The organism is Nostoc flagelliforme FACHB-838 (genome assembly GCF_014698065.1).
Classification (GTDB): domain Bacteria; phylum Cyanobacteriota; class Cyanobacteriia; order Cyanobacteriales; family Nostocaceae; genus Nostoc; species Nostoc flagelliforme_B.
This window is the reverse complement of the sequence record NZ_JACJSI010000005.1, coordinates 1-20,657: the sequence shown is the minus strand read 5'-3', so window position 1 is coordinate 20,657 and position 20,657 is coordinate 1. Positions and strand designations below refer to the sequence as shown.

Genomic DNA, 20,657 nt, shown 5'->3' with positions numbered 1-20,657 from the left:
CATCTGGAGTTTCTTTTTGGAAAAATGATGTCTACGACGGGCTGCGCCTACAAAATTTTCCAAATCATCCTGATATGCCAAAACATGGCTGAATAAGGATGCATACTGAATTATTTATATTTAAAACAGGGCATCACTTATTGATGTACCCTTCCTACCAAACAACTCTCGCAAAACAGCCTCAGTTTATCTGGGGCTATTTTGCGTTACTTGCAACAGAGAAGATGTGTAAACAAGAATCCTCAAACACTTTTATCTACATTTGAGTGTATACCCTGATGACGTAGAATTCTCTCAGGGTGAAAATTTGGTATAGGTAAATGCGTATCTTTCCTGACTCCAGATTTGCCACAAACATTTCTGGAGTTTTTTCATTACTGAAGTTTGAAATCAGCAATCTAGTTTAGATTCAAGTAAATACTTTATTTTTATTATGAACACGTAAGTATTATACCTTGCGGTAAAATAATTACTAATTTTAGTAAAATAGTGAGTATTATTAGTGATTTATATAACCTATTTGTTAACTTGTATATTCAATCTTTAGGGTGCGTTACACGAAGTTAACGCACCTGAATTAGCTTGCTATTTTTTGTTTTCCTTCGCTAGGTGATATACTCCCAAAGCAGCGCCTATTCCTAATACAGCAGGAGCAGCAACACCAACAGCAATAGCAGCTAGTCCTCCAGCAATTGCTCCCATTTTTCCTACATCTCTACCATTTTTCCTAGCTTCACGTTCGTGTTCAGATAAGTTTTCATCATCTTCTAGAATTTTACCGACTACCAAATCAGTCGCTACACCACTTACTAAACCTCCTACACCCGCAATACCACCAGCCACACGACCAGCAACAGCAGCGCGAGGAGCTTGTTTAATTCCTACTAAGCGATCGCACTCCTAATCTTGACTAAATCAAAGTATGCTCGCACTAAATATAAATGCTTACTTTGTTGTATATTTCACAAAAATATCTATTAACAACAATAAAAAACTTGAATTAAGAACAACTTTTTAATGAAGTTAAGCTTTTTGGGTAATTTACATCACTTTTTAGAGTTGCGGCAAAATTTGTTGTTTCATCTGAAAAACTTATTTATTCCACTCTGATTTAGTAAGCCAGAAAAATAGCGACTCACTACAGTGCAAAATCAGTCTAGCGACAGATTAAATGATCAGGTAAAAATGTTCAGAAAGTTCACATTCTCTAAAGGTAGATGACGCAATTGATTATTAATTTCATCAGCGGCAGCTAATCCAGAAAGCATTGCACCTTCCACCAGATTGCCGCCACACCAATCACCACAGCAAACTAAAGGTGAGGAAGTTCCCGCAGCTAAAAAAGCTTTGTGCCAAGGACGACTAGGAAAGGCATAACGCCAACGATGTACTTGCATCCATTCGGGAGTATTCAGCCAAGGAAGAGACAGGGATTCGGCTGCTCGTTGCAACATATACTGTCCGGCAGGTTGTAAATCCTGTGATTCTAGATGACGTTGGGCAAAATCAGCACTACTTTGCACTACAAAATGTGGTTGTTGAGGGTTAGGACGCTTGCTACTGTCCAAACCAATCCATGCTAAATCCACATCATCGACAAAAGTTAGAGCTTTCCACTCAGGGAAGGGTTGGGATGTAGAAGGATATCCAGCGATCGCACTAATTGAGGGATAAAATTCTACAGAACGCAAGTTATCAAGAAAGGCTGCATCCAATATACTTTCACCCAAAGGTTCCAACAGCATCACAGCTTGAGGTGCGGGAATGGCAACGACTAGAGCTTTTGCAGATAATTCTTCATTGTTAGATTCGAGAGTCAAATGCCAACTATTTTCGGGATTCGAAGTAATAGAAATGACACGCTGATTCAGTAATATTTCCAAACCAGGAGCGAGGGATTTAGCGATCGCACTCATTCCTTCCGATGCAACATAACGAGGACTGCGGTTTTTGGGTTTAGATAAAGGAGCGCCTGCTGCGAGTTCGTAAACCTCCTCTGTCCAAACTTCGAGGATATGGCGAGATTGTAATATTTCCACAAAACGTTCAAATAACTCACCCTTTGGCTTTAGGTAACAAGCCCCATGATCCGCGCAAGTTCCATGCAAGCGGCGTGTTGCGAGTCTTCCTCCCAAACCACGCGACTTTTCCACCACTACTACCGAATATCCAGCTTGACTTAACTGCTGGGCACAGACTAAACCGGCGATTCCGGCACCAATTACTGCAATATCAGTCATGAGTCAATAGTCCCTAGTTATTGGTTATTAGTTATTGGTCATTAGTTATTCGTTATTATCAAAGGACAAAATTACTACTAATGACTGCTGAAAGCTAATAGTAGAATAAGGTACAGAAAGCTGCATAGAAGGGAGGATGGGAAATTGGATGAAATGAGGGCGGCGCTAGAGTTAGCGACCGAAGATGAATTGCAAGACTTAACGGCAATTCTATTTAGTCGTAAGTTCAATCCTTTAGACTATGTACATACACCTGAACCCATCGAAGTGCAAAGCCAAGACCGGAAAGCTTGGTTAGATGCACTAGAGGGTCGCTTTCGTTTTTTGGCGGCAGATGGGATGACGGTTTTACGGGGACGCACAGGGCAGGTAACTTACCGACAAGCGTTAGTTCAAGTATGTAAGTATCTAAAAATTCCCTATTCTAATCAACTAGCAACCATTGATTTAGAAGCAGAAGTATTTTTACATCTGCTAGGACAGGTGTGGAAAAAATTGCCTGAACAGGAAAAGCAAAAATTGACTGTAAGGGTGCAGCGGCAGTTGCTCAAATCAGAACTAAAAGAACCGCTACCACTTTTATTGCAGCGTGATCCTTTGGGGTTACTTTTCAAAGGTGGTAGTGCGATCGCGGTTACTTCTCTTCTCCAGCCACTTGTACTGAAGCAAATCGCCCGTCAATTTGCCATCCACTTTGCTACTTATGAAGTAGCCAAACAAGCTGCAATTACAGGCACAGAAGCCGCTGCAACGCAATTTCAAAGCTATGTAACAATGCAAATGGCGCAACGAGGTATGACTGTGAATGCAGCTCGTTATGGGGCAACCCGCACCATGTTTGCCGTGATTGGGCCAATCATGTGGACTTGGTTTTTTGCGGATTTAGGGTGGAGAGCGATCGCTACTAACTATGGTCGAATCATCCCTACGATCTTCGCCTTAGCTCAAATTCGCCTCACTCGTGAGGAATGTTGGGAGCCAGCTTGAACAAGGTTTTTGATTACTTCAAGTCTCGTTGGCAATCTTCTTGGAACTACTCTCTATGGGCATTGTTAATCTTCCCATTGAGTCCTTTAGTGGGGGCTGTGACTGTAGGTTTTGTCTCATTAATAACTTGGCTGAAACAATCCCGCAAAATTAACCGCCGCCCCCTCAACTGGGGATTTGCCCTTTTAAGTGTATTACTGATCGTGAGTGCTGGGTTTGCCCAAGACAAAACAGCTGCTTTTCTCGGCTTATTTAATTTATTACCATTCTTTTTACTTTTCGCTGCCCATAGCGCTCTGATTCAAACATTTGCCCAATTGCGGCAAATGGCTTGGGTTTTGGTGATCGGTTCCATGCCAGTGGTAATTATCGGCTTGGGACAGTTATTTTTAGGTTGGAGTTTGAAATTAGAAATTTTGTGGGTTGTCTTGGATTGGACGATCGCACCAGGAGGAAATCCGCCAGGTCGTATTGCTGCATTTTTCTTGCACGCTAACACCCTCGCAGCTTATCTAGTAATAGTTTTTATCCTTAGCCTAGGGTTGTGGGTCGAACAATGGCAATTAGGTATTAACAAGAATTCAGTCCCTAGTTCCTACTCCCCACTCCCCTTCCTCTTCCTAACCGTAGCGGTGATTGCCAATTTCATTACCTTAATTTTTACCAATTCGCGTAATGGGTGGGCGATCGCTATTTTTGCCTGTTTAGCTTATGCACTCTACCAAGGTTGGCGCATTCTTGTGGGTGGCGTTGCTGCGATCGTTTCTAGTGTGCTTTTGGCAGCTTTTGCTCCTTCACAAATCGCTCAAATTTTTCGTTGGGTAGTTCCTGCCTTCTTTTGGGCAAGGTTAAATGACGATATGTATCCAGATAGACCAGTCGCTTTAATGCGAAAAACTCAGTGGGAGTTTGCCTGGTCTTTAGCTAAACAACATCCTTGGACTGGCTGGGGATTACGCAGCTTTGGTGAACTCTACAAAGTGCAGATGCAGATTCCGTTGGGTCATCCCCATAACTTGTTTTTGATGTTATCTGCTGAAACTGGTTTTCCCAGTGCTTTGATATTTTGTGGCTTACTAGCTTGGATTTTGATTACAGGTGTTCAATTATTGCAAAAGTCAAAATCTATAAATACAGGAGACAGATTGATATTTTTCAGTTATCTTCTGGCCTTTGTTGGGTGGATTTTATTGAATACAGTAGACGTAACCCTCTTCGATTTTCGTTTGAATGCGGTTTCATGGTTAATTTTGGCTGCCATTTGTGGAGTAGTAGATCGTTATAACCGACAAGGCAGGCTTACATCTCATCAAAATTAGCTATTAGTTTTTTCAGTATATGCACTGGGGACATTAAGACTTTTAAGTTAATAAGATTACTATATTCACGTCTGTGAGTGTGACTAATACCTAATTAGTCACTGTTGCTGATTGTTGGGAAGGTGTAGGGACAACCTTTTGGGGTTTTCCTGCATGACGGGCATCTCTTGTAGATGCCCTTTTGTATATTTATTATTTTCTTCAGTTAAGCACAATTTAAAAATTATTTAATTTGCTCGAATATTTGGAAAATATTATCTTTTGTAGAGGAATGTAAAACATGGTTACTGAAATGAAATTAGGTCTTTGTAACCCACCAGAGCCTATTTATTTGTATGTGAAAAGCGGAGAATTGAACGGTGAATCTTACTTGTGGTATAACTACGATATAAATAATGATCAAATTATTCCTGTCCATAAAACTGGTCTAACTGGGTATATATCTGAACTTAAATTAACGACAAAGGAATTTAGAGAAAGGGACAACAATAAGTTAGATATCGTTATTAAAGCAGATGAAAATTATGTTATTAGGACTGGAAGAGAAACGAACTTTGCGAAAAGTTTCCTTTTAGCTGCATCATGTGTCCAGGACTTTTCCAAGCCACTGATTATCGCTGCAACTGCTGGAAAAGAGAATGTAGTTTTTTGTAACCTTTATGATGCCGCAACTAAAACCAGGATTCGCTCTGAATGGAACAAAGATGCTGATTGGCTAGCAATCATTGATAGCGTTCAAACTAAGTTGCAAACATCTGAAAATTCCTATATTGTCTCTGGTGAACCAATACTATTCTAGAAAAATTGGGGAAGTTGGTTAAGTAATTTTTTCCCAGCTTTATTCGCTACAACCTAACAAAATTGTATTGCTCCCTAACAGAGTGATGATTTTTTTTAGCTATGGCTCTAGGAGGATGTTTGAAAAGTCCTCTTCTCGGTAACAAAACGTTTAGATCCCCCTAAATCCCCTTAAAAAGGGGGATTTAGAAGGGCTTTTGCCCCCCTTAAAAAGGGGGGTTGGGGGGATCAATGAGTGCCTAAAATCACAGCCAACTACTTTTCAAACGACCTCTAAGCCTTGGTTACATTTTTCTTAAATGACTTGTTGTAGTTCATCTACTGAATTGAGAGGTTTACCATTAGACTGAACGTGCAATGCAGGGCGTGAATTGCTTCGGGATCGCCACGATTTTGTAAAATATAATCTCGCAATTGCTTGCGTGTCATTTCTCTAAAGTTAGCCTTATTCATAATCAACCTCACAGGTAATCGGTGTAAGCTCTCGGTAAAATGGGTGTGTCGGTAACGAAACAAAAGACGCCTCCATAACCAACCTTATGCTCACAACAGCTAACTTTCTTCAGTACACCCAATGGTCAGGTATAGCTACCTTGGTATTTGCTGCCATAACATTTTTGGCTTTTATTCTCAAATGGGGCATCCGCTTTCGGCTGGTGGGTACGACTGGCTTTATGCTGGTGGTGACGGCTGGTTTATTTGCACTCTCGATAGTCCCCTTGAGTCGGACTGTGATTCCAGGGGCAGCCCGGTACACTTTAGTTTATGACAATGGGTCAACACAAGCGGTGATTGCTACATCACCCCAAATTACACCTACACAATTAGAAGCAACTTTGCGTCAAGCAGTTAGTAATCTGTTTTCTTCTGGTCGTTCAGGTACACGCCAAGAGGACAAATTGACAGTTCGCGCTCGTACTATTATCCACCCGGAACCAGGGATTTCTGTACCAGTTTACTTAGGTGAAGCCAAGCGATCGCTCATTTCTCGTGAAAATTCTGCGATCGCAATCGAAGTTTACACAGAAAAATTCGCTCAATTGCCAAAACCTACCGCTTAAGAAGCAGGGGTGCAGGTAAGCAGAGGGAGATGAGGGGGATAAGGGAGAATTGAATTATTGAAAAACTTTCTTTCTTGCCTCTCCCTTGTCTGTTCTCAATGCCCAATGCTCAAAAAATAAAATCATTTACCTGTTATCAGGATGACAAAATTTATTTTGTATTTACTGATACATTAATAGTTATTTTTAGATTAAGATATTCACACTTTAGTGGTTTTACTGTGGTAAAAAGTTAATCAGTGTGAAGGTAATGGGTACTGACAGTTGTAATTTGTTAGTTGTTATCCTAATTACCACTGTTGACATTTTTATAAGTCTTTGCAGCAAATAAATCAGTTGTAGGGGCATATATTTGCATACCACTATATATCTAATCTATAGCTAAGGATTCCATGAAATAGCATGACAACTTAACACATTATCAATTCTCGATTGCTTTTCTTGAGAATCTGAGAGTGGTAATGTTAATGAATTATACCGTTATTCAAAACTTTGATAGTTCGGAATTTCAGGCTAATGGACATCATAAATTCGAGCAACGTCGTCAAACTGCTCAACCAGGCGGCGATGAGCTTTGTATTTTTAATTAAATCGGTTAAAACCTAGTTGAGTCAGATGGAAGCTTGTTGCCATCCTGAAAAAAGCGTGGCAACAAGTATCTCTGGCTGCAAGTCTATTAGATTAAGAAATATCAAGGTTTTAGCAAACTACATTCTATGTCTAATCAACTTTCAACTCAACCTTCTTTGTCTACTCAAACCTCTAGTTCATTCTTTACGCTCACAGTTGCCCCAGCAAAAGTAATCCGTGGTTCTGGGGTGTTGCAAGCAGTTGCAGCGGAGATCGCCTGTTTGGGAAGTCGTCCCTTAATTGTGGCAGGTGAGTCGACTCTCGCCATCAGTAGAAAGAATTTGCAACCAGTTTTAGAAACGCAACAGTTAAACATTGCCCAAGCTTCATACGGTGCAGATTGCTGTGAAGCTAGCCTGAAATCTTTACAGAAGAAGGCAAAAGAACATAAAGCTGATGTAATTATCGGTGTTGGTGGCGGCAAAGCCTTAGATACAGCGAAATTAGTCGCGCAGCAGTTACAGTTGCCAGTGGTGACAATTCCGACATCAGGGGCTACCTGTGCAGCTTGGAGTGCCTTATCGAATGTTTATTCTGAAGATGGGGCATTTCTCTACGACGTGGCGCTGTCTCGTTGTCCCGATTTATTGATACTCGATTATGACTTGATTAAAACTGCACCACAACGGACTTTAGTAGCTGGAATTGGTGATGCGATCGCTAAGTGGTATGAAGCCTCGGTTAGCAGTGGGCATTTGCAAGACACTTTAATTATTGCCGCAGTACAACAAGCGCGAGTTTTGCGCGATATCTTGTTGCAAAAATCAGCCGCAGCCCTGAAAGAACCAGGTAGTGAAGTTTGGCGAGAAGTCGTAGATGCCACTGTGTTAATGGCCGGGGTAGTTGGGGGACTTGGAGGGGCACAGTGTCGCACAGTTGCGGCCCATGCTGTGCATAATGGTTTAACTCATATTTCCGGACATGGCAGTATTCATGGCGAAAAAGTTGCTTTTGGGATTTTGGTGCAACTGCGTCTAGAAGAAATGCTACAAGGCAATCAACTAGCCGCATCAGCACGGCAACAGTTGTTAAAGTTCTACACAGAAATTGGACTACCTCAAAAATTAAGTGATTTGGGACTGGGCAATATTACATTAGGCGAGTTGCAAACAGGCGCTGAAATGGCCCTAGTTCCTAATTCTGACATCCATCGACTTCCGTTTAAAGTCGCGCCAGAACAGTTGATGGCGGCAATGGTTTCTACCACTGCACCTATAGAGAGTAAAGATATGAATCGAGTTTCGCCCAAGGGAATCAGTGACGAGGTTGAAGCATGAGTTTAAATTGGATTGTCCCAGCAGAACGTATACAAAAACTGCCGCCCTATGTATTTGCCCGTTTAGATGAACTGAAAGCTAAAGCACGGGAACAAGGGTTAGATTTAATTGATTTGGGTATGGGAAACCCTGATGGTGCAACACCAGCACCAGTTGTAGAAGCTGCGATCGGCGCTTTAAAAGATCCCGCCAATCACGGTTATCCGCCGTTTGAGGGAACCGCTAGTTTCCGCCGGGCGATCACTAACTGGTACGATCGCCGTTATGGTGTGGTTCTCGATCCTGATAGCGAAGCTTTGCCATTGCTGGGTTCTAAAGAAGGATTAACCCATTTAGCACTTGCCTACGTTAACCCTGGCGATTTAGTTCTAGTTCCTTCTCCCGCTTATCCTGCACATTTTCGGGGGCCTGCGATCGCTGGCGGGAAAATTCACAGCTTGATCCTCAAACCAGAGAATGACTGGTTAATTGATTTAGCTGCAATTCCTGACGAGGTTGCAAGACAAGCTAAAATCCTCTATTTCAACTATCCCAGCAATCCCACCGCCGCCACCGCACCCCGCGAATTTTTTGAAGAAATTGTCGCCTTCGCCCGTAAATATGAAATTTTACTGGTGCATGATTTGTGTTATGCCGAGTTAGCTTTTGATGGTTATCAACCCACTAGCTTGCTAGAAATTCCTGGTGCGAAAGATATTGGTGTGGAATTTCATACTTTATCTAAAACCTACAATATGGCTGGTTGGCGCGTTGGGTTTGTCGTGGGTAATCGCCATGTAATTCAAGGTTTGCGAACACTGAAAACTAACTTGGATTACGGTATTTTTGCCGCATTGCAAACAGCAGCCGAAACCGCCTTACAACTGCCAGATGTGTATTTGCATGAGGTACAACAACGTTACCGTACCCGCCGCGATTTCCTAATTCAAGGATTAGGAGAGTTGGGTTGGGATATTCCCAAAACTAAGGCAACAATGTATCTTTGGGTGAAGTGTCCTGTGGGTATGGGTTCCACAGATTTTGCCTTGAATGTATTACAGCAAACTGGCGTTGTTCTTACCCCAGGTAATGCCTTTGGAGTTGCAGGTGAGGGTTATGTAAGGATCAGTTTGATTGCCGACTGCGATCGCTTGGGTGAAGTTTTACATCGCTTCAAGCAAGTCGGTATTCGCTATCAACCTGAAGCTGTAGTCTCTACTTCACAATAAAGATAGTATAATCTTATCAACTTTTTTTAACTATAGGGTGCCCAAGTGCCTAGCAGAGGCGTGAAATTACGAAAATCGCTAACGCATTGCTGGCGAGAGGCTTTAGCAGAAGGAATTGGCACCTTTATTTTAGTGTTTGCCGGGACTGGTGCAGTCATGGTGAACTCGATTAGTGGTGGCAGTGTAACGCATATTGGTATCAGTTTTGTATTTGGTGCAGTCATTACTGCGTTAATTTACGGTATTGGCCATCTGAGCGGCGCACACTTCAATCCTGCGGTGACTTTGGCATTTTGGACGAGTGGTTTTTTTCCAAAATGGCGAGTATTGCCGTATATTTTGGCACAGTTATTGGGTGCGTTCGTAGCTTCAGCTTTACTACTAATTAGTTTGGGGCGAGTTGCGAATTTAGGGGCGACTCTACCACTGAAGGGGAATTGGTTGCAATCTTTGGTGTTAGAGTTCGTTCTCACCTTTATTTTGATGTTTGTAATTTTGGGTTCTGGATTAGATCGCCGCGCCCATATTGGCTTTGCTGGGTTAGCGATCGGGTTGACGGTAGGGATGGAAGCAGCATTTATGGGGCCAATTACAGGTGCAAGTATGAATCCGGCGCGTTCTTTAGGCCCGGCTTTGGTGGGAGGAATTTGGCAGCATCATTGGGTTTATTGGGTTGCGCCCATTTTAGGAGCGCAATTAGCAGTAATAGTATATCGGCAACTTTCCAACGGATTTCGTGATTTCAAAGAATAAAAGAGCAATATTTACGGCTAGTTCTAAAAGGGTTGTAAGTTAGTTTTCAGAGCGCTACAACTACAAATCAGGTTAGCGATCGCTTGAAGTAATTTAGCTGGCTCTACTGGTTTGGTGATATGCTGCTCAAAGCCGGCGGCAATTGCCTGTTGATAATCAAGCTCTGATGCATAAGCTGTTAGAGCGATCGCTGGAATTTTCCCTCCAAGTTCTGGTGACATAGCTCTGATTTGACGCATCAACATATAGCCATCTACTTCCGGCATTCCAATGTCGCTTAATAGCAGATTTGGCTGGAACTGAGGCATAATTCCTAGTGCTTCCATAGCAGATGCGGCCTGAGTTACTACCGCGCCAGATTGCTCCAAAATAAAAGCGATTAACTCTCGTGTATCACGCTCATCATCCACAAGCAGAACTTTTACCCCATTTAGATCGGGCGAATCATTAGTTTGTTTATCGATTTCATGACTATTTAGATGAATCTTGATCAGAGGTAGCATGATTGTAAAGGTTGCTCCCTGTTCTTCACCCAAACTTTCTGCCTTAACTGTGCCGCCATGTAGCTCAACAATGTGACGAACAATAGCTAATCCTAATCCCAGTCCCCCAAATTTCCTGGTAGTTGCACCATCAGCTTGTCGGAAGTAATCAAAGACGAATGGTAAAAACTCTGGGCTAATTCCCTTACCTGTATCACGGACGCGAATTTGAGCCTGAGAACCAATAGACTCTAAACTGATTTCTACCTGTCCACCTTGGGGTGTAAACTTAATAGCATTTGAAAGTAGATTCCAAATGACTTGCTGCAAGCGACCAGAATCACCTGTCACCAGAAATTTGGGATCGCAAATTTCGTTTGCTTCCAGTGCAACTTGGATTTGAGATTTGAGATTGTCATCCAAATTGCTGTAATAATTTTCTAATCCAAAATCGTTCGACTGAGCGTAGCCGTTCGCGTAGCGTTCCGCAGGAAAGTCTAAAATTGTAAATCGCAAATTGATCGATTTGGCTTCAGCGGCTAGACGTACAGTTTCTATTGCTGCTGCGATCGCAACTGCCAAATTAACAGAAGTAATATTTAGGCTAAGTTTACCTTGCAAAATCCGAGAGACATCCAGCAAATCTTCAATTAATTGGGTTTGAAGCTTGGCATTGCGCTCAATGGTTTGGAGAGCGCGAGTGGTAGTTACTTCATCATATTTTTTGGTTTGCAATAACTTCGACCATCCCAAAATGGGGTTTAGCGGCGTGCGAAGTTCGTGGGAAAGAACCGCTAAAAATTCATCTTTGATCCGATTAGCTTGGATCAATTCTTCTTTCCGTCGTTGTAATGAAGCAATTAACTGGGCACGTTCCAGGGCAACCGCCACCTGATCGGAGGTTGCTTGTAATAAAGCAATTTCCCCAGAAGTGAAGCGGGTACGAGTGCGACTGGCAAAGGAGAGGACACCAAGCAGCTTTCCCTGAGCAATTAATGGTTGACCTGCATAGGCTGTAATTTCCAAAGTCCGAAGAATGTGAGCATTTGGATCGATAGAGTGCAGCACATCGTTGACGACAATTTGACGGCGTTCTTGTGCCACCGCTCCGCACATCCCTTGATTAAATTCCAGGTATTCAATTGCTTTAAATACTTCATCAGTAATCCCACTCCAACCTACTAATCGAAGTTTTTGCTTATTTTCGTGCGTATCGATTAGATAGTGGAAGTAAAAGTGCAAATCCATCTGCGCCGAGAGTTTGCTAAACAAGGTGTTCATTAAATCCAAGGGGCGCTCGGTTGAAAGCAAATCACTGGTTGTTTCCGAGAGCAGTTTGAGTCGTTCACTGCGCTCTTGTAAGGCTTGTTCTGCAAGTTGACGTTCACGAAGAGCGCGTTCGCGTTCGGTAATGTCAATTGCAACTCCTCCTACTAGGCGTTGCCCAGAAGCATCAGCAATGGGAAACTTATAGACCAAAAATTCGCCGAGGGTGCCATCTATGCGTGGAACAGATTCGATCGTTTCTACAACTTGGTTCGTCTCGGCAACCATTCTAATGTTATCGAAGAGGGGTTGAGCGATTTGGGGCGGGTATAGCTCAAAGATATTTTTATTAATTACCTTATTTGTTGCTAAATCAAATGTGCCCAGATAAGTTGGGCTGAGGTAAATTACACGCCCGTCTGCATTCGTAATCCATGCGGCGGCGGGAATATTGTCCATAAAAGCTTGAAATTGCTCTTGACTATGATTCAGCGCCTTTTTAGCTTGTTTGAGATCGCTAATATCCAGAATGAATGCAACTGATTTCTGGCGAGATTCTCCTAAAAGGGAGTAGCCAACTACCACTGGGACGCTAGAACCATCTTTGCGAATCAATTCTTTTTCATAAGGAGTACAAGTAGTCTTTGCTGTTGCCTCGGCAATAGCCAGTTCATCTAAATATTGATACTCAGAGGGGGTGATATCAGTCCACCGTAATCTACCTGTTTGAACATCCTCCTGGGTATAGCCGACAATTCGCAAAAACTCGTCATTGGCTTCAGTGATACTACCATTCACATCACCAAAGAGAATGCCAACTACATTCGCTTTGACAAAACTTCTAAGCCGTTCATTAGCTTGTTTTAATGCCGCTTCTACTTGTTTGCGTTCGCGTAGCGCCGCTTGCTGCTCGCTCAAATCAACAACGAAGCCAATGACTGTTTCTTCAGCATCTCCCACAAGCACAGAACCGAGCAGAACGGGAATGCGATCGCCATCTTTACGAATGTATTCTTTCTCAAAGGGCTTACATACTCCAGTTGTTTTTAGTTCTTCTACTGAACGCTCACTCAAAAAAAGATACTCAGGCGGGGTAATCTCACGCCAGTTCATTTGATTAGCGGATAAATCTTCTCGCGTATAGCCGGCCATCTTCAGAAAAGCATCATTGGCTTCTATAATCGAGCCGTCATTTATATCAGTTACCATGACCCCAATGATGTTAGATTCTGCCAGTCGGCTAAACCGCATTTCGCTATTTTGCAACAATTTTAGGCTTGTTTCTGCTTTGCCTCTAGCAGTTCGCAGCTCTGAAGAGAGTGCAGTAATTAACAGGGATACTAACGAGAACGTGGTTAATCTGATCAACACGTTCAAGTTGAGGTAATCAAAGGAGTAGATTGGCTCGATTAAAAAATATAGCGCAATTGTAAAAGACAGGGCGATCGCTAGCACTCCAAGTCTCATGCCGCCATACCAGGCGCTGACTGCCACAGCAGCATAAAATAATGTAAATACGCTCGGCTCAAAGACTGGGAGCAATAGTTTTGTCAGCAGCAACGCCGCTAAAACTGCCAAAATCATCACACCACAAGCTATGAACCGAGAACGCATCATCAAAATTTTTTCCGGTAGTTTCACGATCATCTTAAGAGTCCTCCCGTTGCTCCGCTTTGGGGAGATACTCGTTCACTAGTCTTTTACCTGGTTCGCCCATGTTCTGTAACATTTTTTCAATTAGCTTTAGTGCCATCTGTGAAGGCACTGTAGATCCGTTCTCCCAACGATTGATTGTTCGCAGAGAAACTCCCAACTTGGCTGCAAACTTTTCCTGAGAGAGATGGAGTTGCTGCCGAAGTTCACGGATTAAATCTGAAATTTTTAGTGTCTTTTCTAGTTCCATAGTAGGAAGAATAAGACAGGTGTCTCACCATCTGTCTCCAGCTTGAGGAAGAATTTGCACAGTCATCAGTTGTTATTAATTCCATCTTTTGGCGAAGTTTACTAATAGCTGTTCGCCGGAGAAGGGATATATAAAATAAATATTAAATTTTACTTGATATTTTGATGACAAAAGCTTAGTAGCACACGGATGTGCTGCCCTACTATAATAAATTTTGTTTAATATTTTTTTGGAGTGATAAATATTTCTAAATCATCGCTAATGTTAGTAAGTAAATCTAAAATGGATTGAAAAGCATATTTTTAATTTTACTTCTATGGTAAGATACCAACTTCAAAACTATAAAGCTATGATGCATTTTTAATAAAGTTTTTACCTTGACTTCACTGTTTTGATTAATGAACATTCCAAAAACCTCTTAAACACCCAACTGGAGAATATGCCAAGTGGAGGCTATATATTTAGCTGGTTTGATTGGTTCTGTCTTTGGTATCCTCCAGGCTGGCTAATTTTATTTAATCGGCATTGGCAGCACTATCACACCGATCAAGATGGTTGGAATTATCTAGAATATGGATTATTTTTAATTCCTGGCGGATTTTATCTGGCACTGCTAAGTCGGTGGTTACGTCTGGGTTTTCGTCCACCTCGAAGAGAAATTGGTGAATTTGATCCCCAATATCAAGAAGCTTTTCGCTCAGAAGTTCTCGGCCCCATTGTTAAATACTATTTTCGTGCAGAATTGCAACAAGTTGAAAATTTGCCGTCAACAGGGCCATTAATTGTAGCAATGAATCACGCAGGAATGTGTTTTCCTTGGGACTTTTTGACCTTGGGTTATTTATTAAGTGAAGCCAGAGGATGGGTACTACAAGCTGTAGCAAATCCAGTATTATTTGAGCATCCTTGGATGATTTGGTGGCTACCACCTAAATGGTCGCAGGTTTTAGGTGGTGTACGAGCCGAATTAGATAATTTTGAGGCAGCAATTGCACAAGGTAAAATAGTCTTATATGCACCCGAAGGTATCCGTGGGCCTCTGAAAGGTTGGAGAAGACGCTATCAACTAGAAAAGTTTGATATCAGTTTTCTTCAGTTGAGCGATCGCTATCATATTCCCATTCTCCCAGTTGTTTGCATCGGTAGTGAATTTCTCCATCCTTGGGCTGTTAATCTCAAAAAATTGCAACGACTAGTCAAGTTACCATTCTTGCCTCTATCACCTTTGATGCTGGTCTTAATTCTGTTTCCCTCAATGGGAATTTGGGCAATGAGAACTCGTCTGCGTTACTCTATTAGCCCTTTGCAACCAGCAGGATTAGATACTCACTCAAGCAAAAGGCGTGCAGTAATTTATCAGCAGGCGCAACAATTAAGAGAAAAACTGCAACTTCAAATTAATCATTTACTTGGGAAACTTGTAAGAAGCTGAACTCAATAGACCTCTTACAAGAGTGCTTTTTGCAAGAGGGGGAAAAAAGTAAAGGTTAAAGGGGAAGGGAACAATACAGAACCTTTTACCAACTTATGCAAGAAGTTTAATAAACAGTAAAATTGAATCTGATAGCAAGAAAGTGGAGAAAGTAAAAAGTTCTTTTACCTTCTCCACTTTGAACTGCTATGAAAATCTCACGAATTATGGAGTTTGAAGAAAATGCCACCTTTGAGCGATCGCGTGTCAGTTCCATAATTACTGACTGTGAGCGATCGCAAATTGTTAAAAAATGGTTTACCTAAAACTTCCACTAACTTGAGAATTGGTATTTGACGCTCTAATAAATTCTGGCTCTTTGCCCAGTCAAGATATACATAACCTTGGTTTGGTAGGGGAATTGCAGCGATACTATCTTGGAAATTGGGATTATCAATTATGGAATTATCCTTAGCTGTGAGAATTTCATCCATAGTTTCTAAGTCAGAAGTAAAAACTTCGTAATTTCCTAAAGTTGTATGCAATCCCCGTACTTTTGTTTCAATGCTGAACGATCCTCCTTTAACATCACTTTTTTTCGTAGTCGTACTTAACTCTGTCCAAGCGGAGATTTTTTGCTGATCTATAGTCAGCGGACTGATGCTGAGTCCGTTGGATGAGGCGATCGCATCCAAATGAGCAACGCCTTGTTCTACATCCTGAGATTTTTCCACCACGAAAATCCAATGGGGAGTTGTTTGCTCTTTGTCAGGTAACAGTGCTATGGCATATTCTCCTAGTACCCAACTAAAAATATCTTTTGGTAAGTTTATACCCCAACGTTTTTGCACATCCGCCACGGGTTTTGCTAACCGAGAAATCACATCTTCCTCAGAACCATATATGGTTGCTGTTGCTTGTCTCCAGAGTTTAGCTAAATCACTGTCACCCAAATGACTTAAATTTGAGCCAGAAATTGCCAAACCTGCTGATGCTGGAACATACTGCAATGCTCCCACAGGTTTAGATAACGCTGGAGATGGGGGGGCAGTTTCTGATGTAGTCAGAAAGGTGGTTTCTGCCAGTAATCCTTTGGGGTTTAAAGATAAGGATATGATTTGGCTGTTATAGAGTTGTTCTGCTAACTCTAACCCTTGCCATTTCGCCACGATGGGAAGATTCAAGAAAGCTATAGCCAAACCCCCTTTAGGCAGTTCTTTGATCGCTTTTTGGTAGTCGGCGGAACTAGTCAAATTCAGATCGGGCGCTTGGACATTATTGATCGCATCTCGTAGTACTTTCAGATCGTTGGCAAATAAAACAAAGCCTTCACCAACAACAGCACCAGCAAGTAAGTCTTGCTCTGGTTGAGAATTGTCAGAAATCAGTTTTACACCTTTATATTGTTCAACAGCTAAGTTTGCTCCAGCTAACGCCCGCTTGGAAAATAGCAACTCGACAAACTCGCGGCTTTTTTCGGGTTGATTGGTTGCTAATGCCAACAGATACCCTGGCTGCTGTCCGTTTTCTTGCTCGCGATCAATATCTAAAGTGGTGATAGCTAGTGTAATTTCGTCCCCTAACCAGGGTTGAATGTCTTGTTTGTAATCTATGCCACTCTTAGCGAATAAACTGGTTTTGAGTTTAGATAGTTCCTCTTCACGCTCCAACGCCTGCAAACGGTCAGGATTTGTCAGCAATGAAACCATTACAGGCGAAAGTTTCGACACGAATATGGTTGCACCAGGCCCAGAGGTAGAACCAATAAGATTAACCGGACTTTTGGCGAAAAACCAATAAAAGCCTGCGATCGCAATTACTAGCAGTGCGATCGCCCCAGCTATGATAAAACCGATAAATGAACGTTGCCTATTCACATTAAACCTATTAAAAAAGACGGTTTACAGCCATTTAAGCAGAAAGCCTAGCAGAATTAATCAACCCCCTTGAGAATGGATGCTGATGTCAAGGCAGAAATTTTCTGTCACCATAAACAGTATTAGGACTGTTTACGAAAACCTCATGATAGGGAACTCATGAATCAAATTAGTGTAGAAGAACTGGCGCAACGTCTTTCTTCTAGTGATCCAAGTATTCAGCTAGTAGATGTGCGTGAACCACAAGAATTGGAGATCGCTAGCATTGAGGGCTTTGTCAACCTACCTTTAAGTCAATTTGCCGAATGGGGAGATCAAGTACCTACCCTCTTCAATCCCCAAGCTGAAACACTTGTGCTATGCCACCACGGCATCCGTTCTGCCCAGATGTGCCAGTGGTTGATGGCTCAAGGATTTACAAATGTGCAAAATATTGCGGGTGGTATTGCTGCTTATTCCCTACTGGTAGACCCTTCAATTCCCCAATATTAGCTTTTTCAGAAACGTCACTCAGATGGAACTTACCCTTCCATCTGGCATTTGCTATGCTAAAAGCAGAAGTTCATCACTTTAGAGGCTTGCTGGAAAGGTCTAGATTTGGGCATAAAGTACATCTGCACAAAAATTTTTGACCGGCCCAAACTATAGTTCAGCATTAGCCCTTGCAAAAAAATACGTATCTAATAATACTGTTGTAATTGCAAAATTATGCAAGAATACGGTTATAAAAGAGCATAGTGAGGGTAGATTATAACTAGCAGTTTTTGCAGAAAACTTTAGCTACTATTTCAACCTTACTCTTAAAAAATGCTGTATGTATATGAGCTTTAAGAATACTTATCATAATATAGTTATATAATTTGCTATCTTAATCAATTATTAATATTTTCTGTTTTCGATTAAACACACAAATTTTTTTAGAGTTTGATTAAAATTTGCCTTCAGCAAAACATACAATAATGGAAGTTCAGTTAACAAATCGACAACAGCATATACTTTGGGCAACGGTACGCCACTACATTGCGACAGCAGAGCCTGTTGGTTCAAAGGCTTTAGTCGAAGAGTACGACCTAGGTGTAAGCTCGGCGACAATTCGCAATGTGATGGGCGTTTTAGAAAAGTCTGGATTACTCTACCAACCACACGCTTCTGCTGGACGCGTACCTTCAGATTCAGGCTATCGCATTTATGTTGACCAACTAATTACACCTTCTCTGCGAGACGCGACGCGAACAGAAACTTTAGGGCGAGAAGTAGAGGTAGCATTGCAAAAGCATCTCCAGTGGGAAGATCGCAGTTTAGAGACCCTACTGCAAGGAGCCGCACAAATTTTAGCAACCTTAAGTGGTTGCATTAGCTTGATCACCATGCCGCAAACGACTACAGCGCTATTGCGACATCTGCAATTAGTGCAAATTGAAGCCGGGCGGATCATGCTGATTGTCGTAACTGATGGTTACGAGACACATTCTAAATTGATGGATTTATCGCCAACACCAGAAGAAACACAACGCGATTCAGAGGTAATCGATCGCGAGTTACAGATTGTTTCTAACTTTTTGAATAGCCACTTGCGGGGGCGAAGTCTGTTGGAATTAGCCTACCTCAACTGGAGCGAACTAGATCAGGAATTCCAACGTTACGGGGAATTCTTAAAAAACTCAGTTGCGGAATTGACTCGTCGAACTATTGCGCCGACTGCAACCCAAATTATGGTTCGCGGTGTGTCAGAAGTTTTGCGCCAACCAGAATTTTCCCAGTTACAGCAAGTACAAACTATTATCCACCTCTTGGAAGAAGAACAAGACCAACTGTGGCGATTAATATTTGAGGAGCCAGAACCGGAGGATGGTGCTAAACCAAAGGTAACGGTTCGCATTGGCGCAGAAAACCCATTAGAACCGATACGCACCTGCACCTTAATTTCTTCCAACTATCGTCGGGGTTCAATACCCGTAGGAAGTGTGGGAGTTTTGGGGCCAACGCGCCTAGATTATGAAAGTGCGATCGCAGTAGTAGCATCTGCTGCTGATTATCTTTCGGAAGCTTTCAGTTACTTCAATCCTTAAATCGCATGAGATGGTATTCAGGAAAAAGCCGCTACGAGTCTAGGCGAATCATGAATATAATAGCAAGCAAATAGCCCAATTTGTAGCGGCAAAATCAATAATTAAAACTACTTAAATCTTTTATGGTTAGAAAAATCGCCTTTGGCTTGCTGTGGCTGGGATTGGTTGTCTATGCTTTTTACCTTGCGCCTCCTGAGCAACCCGGTACATTTGAGTTAATTAAAAACCTTTCTCTTGGGCAGTGGGAGGGCATTAACCCATTAGTGATAGCACTATTCAACATCATGGGCATCTGGCCTCTGATTTACAGCGCAGTAGTATTTATTGATGGTAGAGGACAAAAAATACCTGCTTGGCTGTTTGTGATCCCTTCTTTCGCAGTTGGTGCTTTTGCTTTATTACCCTACTTAGCCCTTAGAGAACCAAATAATCAGTTTGTTGGTAAAAAGAATATCTTGCTTAAGCTGCTAGATTCTCGTGTGACTGGTTTTATATTGACGGTAGGCACAGTTATTTTAGTTGCCTACGGTTTAAGAGGAGGAGATTGGGGTAGTTTTGTCCAAGAGTGGCAAACTAACCGCTTTATCCATGTGATGAGTTTAGATTTTTGTCTACTTTCCTTACTCTTTCCCGCATTGCTGGGAGATGATATGGCGCGTCGCGGTTGGAAAAATTCGCAGTTTTTCTGGTTAATAGCGTTGATACCGCTATTCGGCCCATTGATTTATTTATCTGTGCGTCCACCTTTACAAGAAGTGGGTGTAGAGTCAATATCCAACCAGGCAGTGGCGAATTGAACTGGGAACTGGGGATTAGGGGCTTCACCCGGCTACCTTAAGGGTTCTGGAAATGTCTAATCCAAAATCTAAAATTTAAAATCGTATCATCCAAAGTCCCCTTTTTCAGTAAATTGGGGATTTTCTGTGGGTGCGTAAATCCCAAGAGAAAATTTTTTTCTGAAAGTACTTTACAAAACGCAATAAATTATTTAAGATGTGTAACAGGTAGTCAAACCTACCTAATTCATCCACAAATAATTGCACTTATAAAACAATGACAGCAACCATTCAACGTCGCGAAAGCGCCAACGTATGGGAGCGGTTTTGCAATTGGATCACCAGCACCAACAACCGTATTTACATCGGTTGGTTCGGCGTAGTCATGATTCCTACCCTGCTAGCCGCTACCGCCTGCTTCGTAATCGCCTTCATCGCTGCTCCTCCAGTAGACATCGATGGTATCCGTGAACCAGTTGCAGGTTCCTTGATCTACGGAAACAACATCATCTCCGGTGCAGTTGTTCCTTCCTCCAACGCTATCGGTTTGCACTTCTACCCAATTTGGGAAGCAGCTTCCTTAGATGAGTGGTTGTACAA

Annotated in this window: 18 protein-coding genes and 1 pseudogene; 13 read left to right on the top strand and 6 right to left on the bottom strand. The window is 42.1% G+C overall.

Annotated elements, in window-relative coordinates; genetic code table 11:
- Positions 1-585: 585 nt before the first annotated feature.
- Both H6G97_RS03840 and H6G97_RS03835 read right to left on the bottom strand, forming a co-directional pair.
- A complete protein-coding gene (locus H6G97_RS03840; protein ID WP_190939390.1) occupies positions 586-843 on the bottom strand; it encodes a hypothetical protein in 258 nt (85 codons plus the stop codon).
- Between the two features lie 332 nt (positions 844-1,175).
- Positions 1,176-2,240: an NAD(P)/FAD-dependent oxidoreductase gene (locus H6G97_RS03835; RefSeq protein ID WP_190939389.1), complete on the bottom strand. Its 1,065-nt coding sequence runs from the start codon at positions 2,238-2,240 to the stop codon at positions 1,176-1,178.
- 144 nt (positions 2,241-2,384) lie between these two features.
- Between H6G97_RS03835 and H6G97_RS03830 the strand changes: the two genes are divergently transcribed.
- From H6G97_RS03830 to H6G97_RS03820, 3 genes are all read left to right on the top strand, one after another.
- On the top strand, positions 2,385-3,227 hold the full coding sequence (locus tag H6G97_RS03830) for a YaaW family protein (RefSeq protein WP_190939388.1): 843 nt from the start codon (positions 2,385-2,387) through the stop codon (positions 3,225-3,227).
- Entirely contained in the window at positions 3,209-4,546 is a 1,338-nt protein-coding gene (locus H6G97_RS03825; RefSeq protein WP_190939387.1) for an O-antigen ligase family protein, read from the top strand. Before H6G97_RS03830 ends, H6G97_RS03825 begins: the two co-directional genes overlap by 19 nt.
- Before the next feature lie 280 nt (positions 4,547-4,826).
- Positions 4,827-5,345, top strand: coding sequence for a hypothetical protein (locus H6G97_RS03820; RefSeq protein ID WP_338421571.1), 519 nt, complete (start codon positions 4,827-4,829; stop codon positions 5,343-5,345).
- Between the two features lie 317 nt (positions 5,346-5,662).
- Here the strand turns inward: H6G97_RS03820 and H6G97_RS54680 are convergent, their stop codons facing one another.
- Positions 5,663-5,797: a DUF6887 family protein gene (locus H6G97_RS54680; RefSeq protein WP_277883254.1), complete on the bottom strand. Its 135-nt coding sequence runs from the start codon at positions 5,795-5,797 to the stop codon at positions 5,663-5,665.
- Between the two features lie 86 nt (positions 5,798-5,883).
- Between H6G97_RS54680 and H6G97_RS03815 the strand changes: the two genes are divergently transcribed.
- From H6G97_RS03815 to H6G97_RS03800, 5 genes are all read left to right on the top strand, one after another.
- Positions 5,884-6,405: a Ycf51 family protein gene (locus H6G97_RS03815; protein WP_190939386.1), complete on the top strand. Its 522-nt coding sequence runs from the start codon at positions 5,884-5,886 to the stop codon at positions 6,403-6,405.
- Positions 6,406-6,872: 467 nt separating this feature from the next.
- Positions 6,873-6,995: a hypothetical protein gene (locus H6G97_RS54675; RefSeq protein ID WP_277883253.1), complete on the top strand. Its 123-nt coding sequence runs from the start codon at positions 6,873-6,875 to the stop codon at positions 6,993-6,995.
- 126 nt (positions 6,996-7,121) lie between these two features.
- The gene (locus H6G97_RS03810; protein ID WP_190939385.1) at positions 7,122-8,312 is read left to right on the top strand and encodes an iron-containing alcohol dehydrogenase family protein; all 1,191 of its coding nucleotides are present in this window, start codon (positions 7,122-7,124) and stop codon (positions 8,310-8,312) included.
- Positions 8,309-9,520, top strand: a complete 1,212-nt coding sequence (locus H6G97_RS03805; RefSeq protein ID WP_190939384.1) for an aspartate aminotransferase — start codon at positions 8,309-8,311, stop codon at positions 9,518-9,520. The genes H6G97_RS03810 and H6G97_RS03805 overlap by 4 nt, the downstream gene beginning before the upstream one ends.
- Before the next feature lie 60 nt (positions 9,521-9,580).
- Positions 9,581-10,273, top strand: coding sequence for an MIP/aquaporin family protein (locus tag H6G97_RS03800; RefSeq protein WP_338421569.1), 693 nt, complete (start codon positions 9,581-9,583; stop codon positions 10,271-10,273).
- 23 nt (positions 10,274-10,296) lie between these two features.
- Here H6G97_RS03800 and H6G97_RS03795 read toward each other — a convergent pair whose 3' ends face one another.
- Positions 10,297-13,668, bottom strand: coding sequence for a PAS domain S-box protein (locus H6G97_RS03795; protein ID WP_190939382.1), 3,372 nt, complete (start codon positions 13,666-13,668; stop codon positions 10,297-10,299).
- 1 nt (position 13,669) lies between these two features.
- Positions 13,670-13,924: a helix-turn-helix domain-containing protein gene (locus tag H6G97_RS03790; protein ID WP_190939381.1), complete on the bottom strand. Its 255-nt coding sequence runs from the start codon at positions 13,922-13,924 to the stop codon at positions 13,670-13,672.
- A 439-nt stretch (positions 13,925-14,363) separates the two neighbouring features.
- Here H6G97_RS03790 and H6G97_RS03785 point away from each other — a divergent pair, with 439 nt between their 5' ends.
- A complete protein-coding gene (locus H6G97_RS03785; RefSeq protein ID WP_422394155.1) occupies positions 14,364-15,356 on the top strand; it encodes a 1-acyl-sn-glycerol-3-phosphate acyltransferase in 993 nt (330 codons plus the stop codon).
- 197 nt (positions 15,357-15,553) lie between these two features.
- On the opposite strand, the gene H6G97_RS03780 is transcribed toward H6G97_RS03785, so the two are convergent.
- Positions 15,554-17,212 (bottom strand): DUF3352 domain-containing protein, encoded by a 1,659-nt coding sequence (locus H6G97_RS03780; RefSeq protein ID WP_190939379.1) that lies wholly within the window; start codon positions 17,210-17,212, stop codon positions 15,554-15,556.
- A gap of 159 nt (positions 17,213-17,371) precedes the next feature.
- Between H6G97_RS03780 and H6G97_RS03775 the strand changes: the two genes are divergently transcribed.
- The 4 genes and pseudogenes from H6G97_RS03775 to H6G97_RS03760 all read left to right on the top strand — a co-directional run.
- Positions 17,372-17,704, top strand: coding sequence for a rhodanese-like domain-containing protein (locus H6G97_RS03775; protein ID WP_190939378.1), 333 nt, complete (start codon positions 17,372-17,374; stop codon positions 17,702-17,704).
- A gap of 467 nt (positions 17,705-18,171) precedes the next feature.
- Positions 18,172-19,281 carry a heat-inducible transcriptional repressor HrcA gene (gene hrcA / locus H6G97_RS03770; protein WP_190939377.1) on the top strand — a complete coding sequence of 370 codons (1,110 nt, stop codon included), beginning with the start codon at positions 18,172-18,174 and terminating at the stop codon, positions 19,279-19,281.
- A 122-nt stretch (positions 19,282-19,403) separates the two neighbouring features.
- Positions 19,404-20,078, top strand: a complete 675-nt coding sequence (locus tag H6G97_RS03765) for a DUF2834 domain-containing protein (RefSeq protein ID WP_190939376.1) — start codon at positions 19,404-19,406, stop codon at positions 20,076-20,078.
- 256 nt (positions 20,079-20,334) lie between these two features.
- Positions 20,335-20,657: pseudogene (locus tag H6G97_RS03760) on the top strand (photosystem II q(b) protein); the annotation flags it as partial.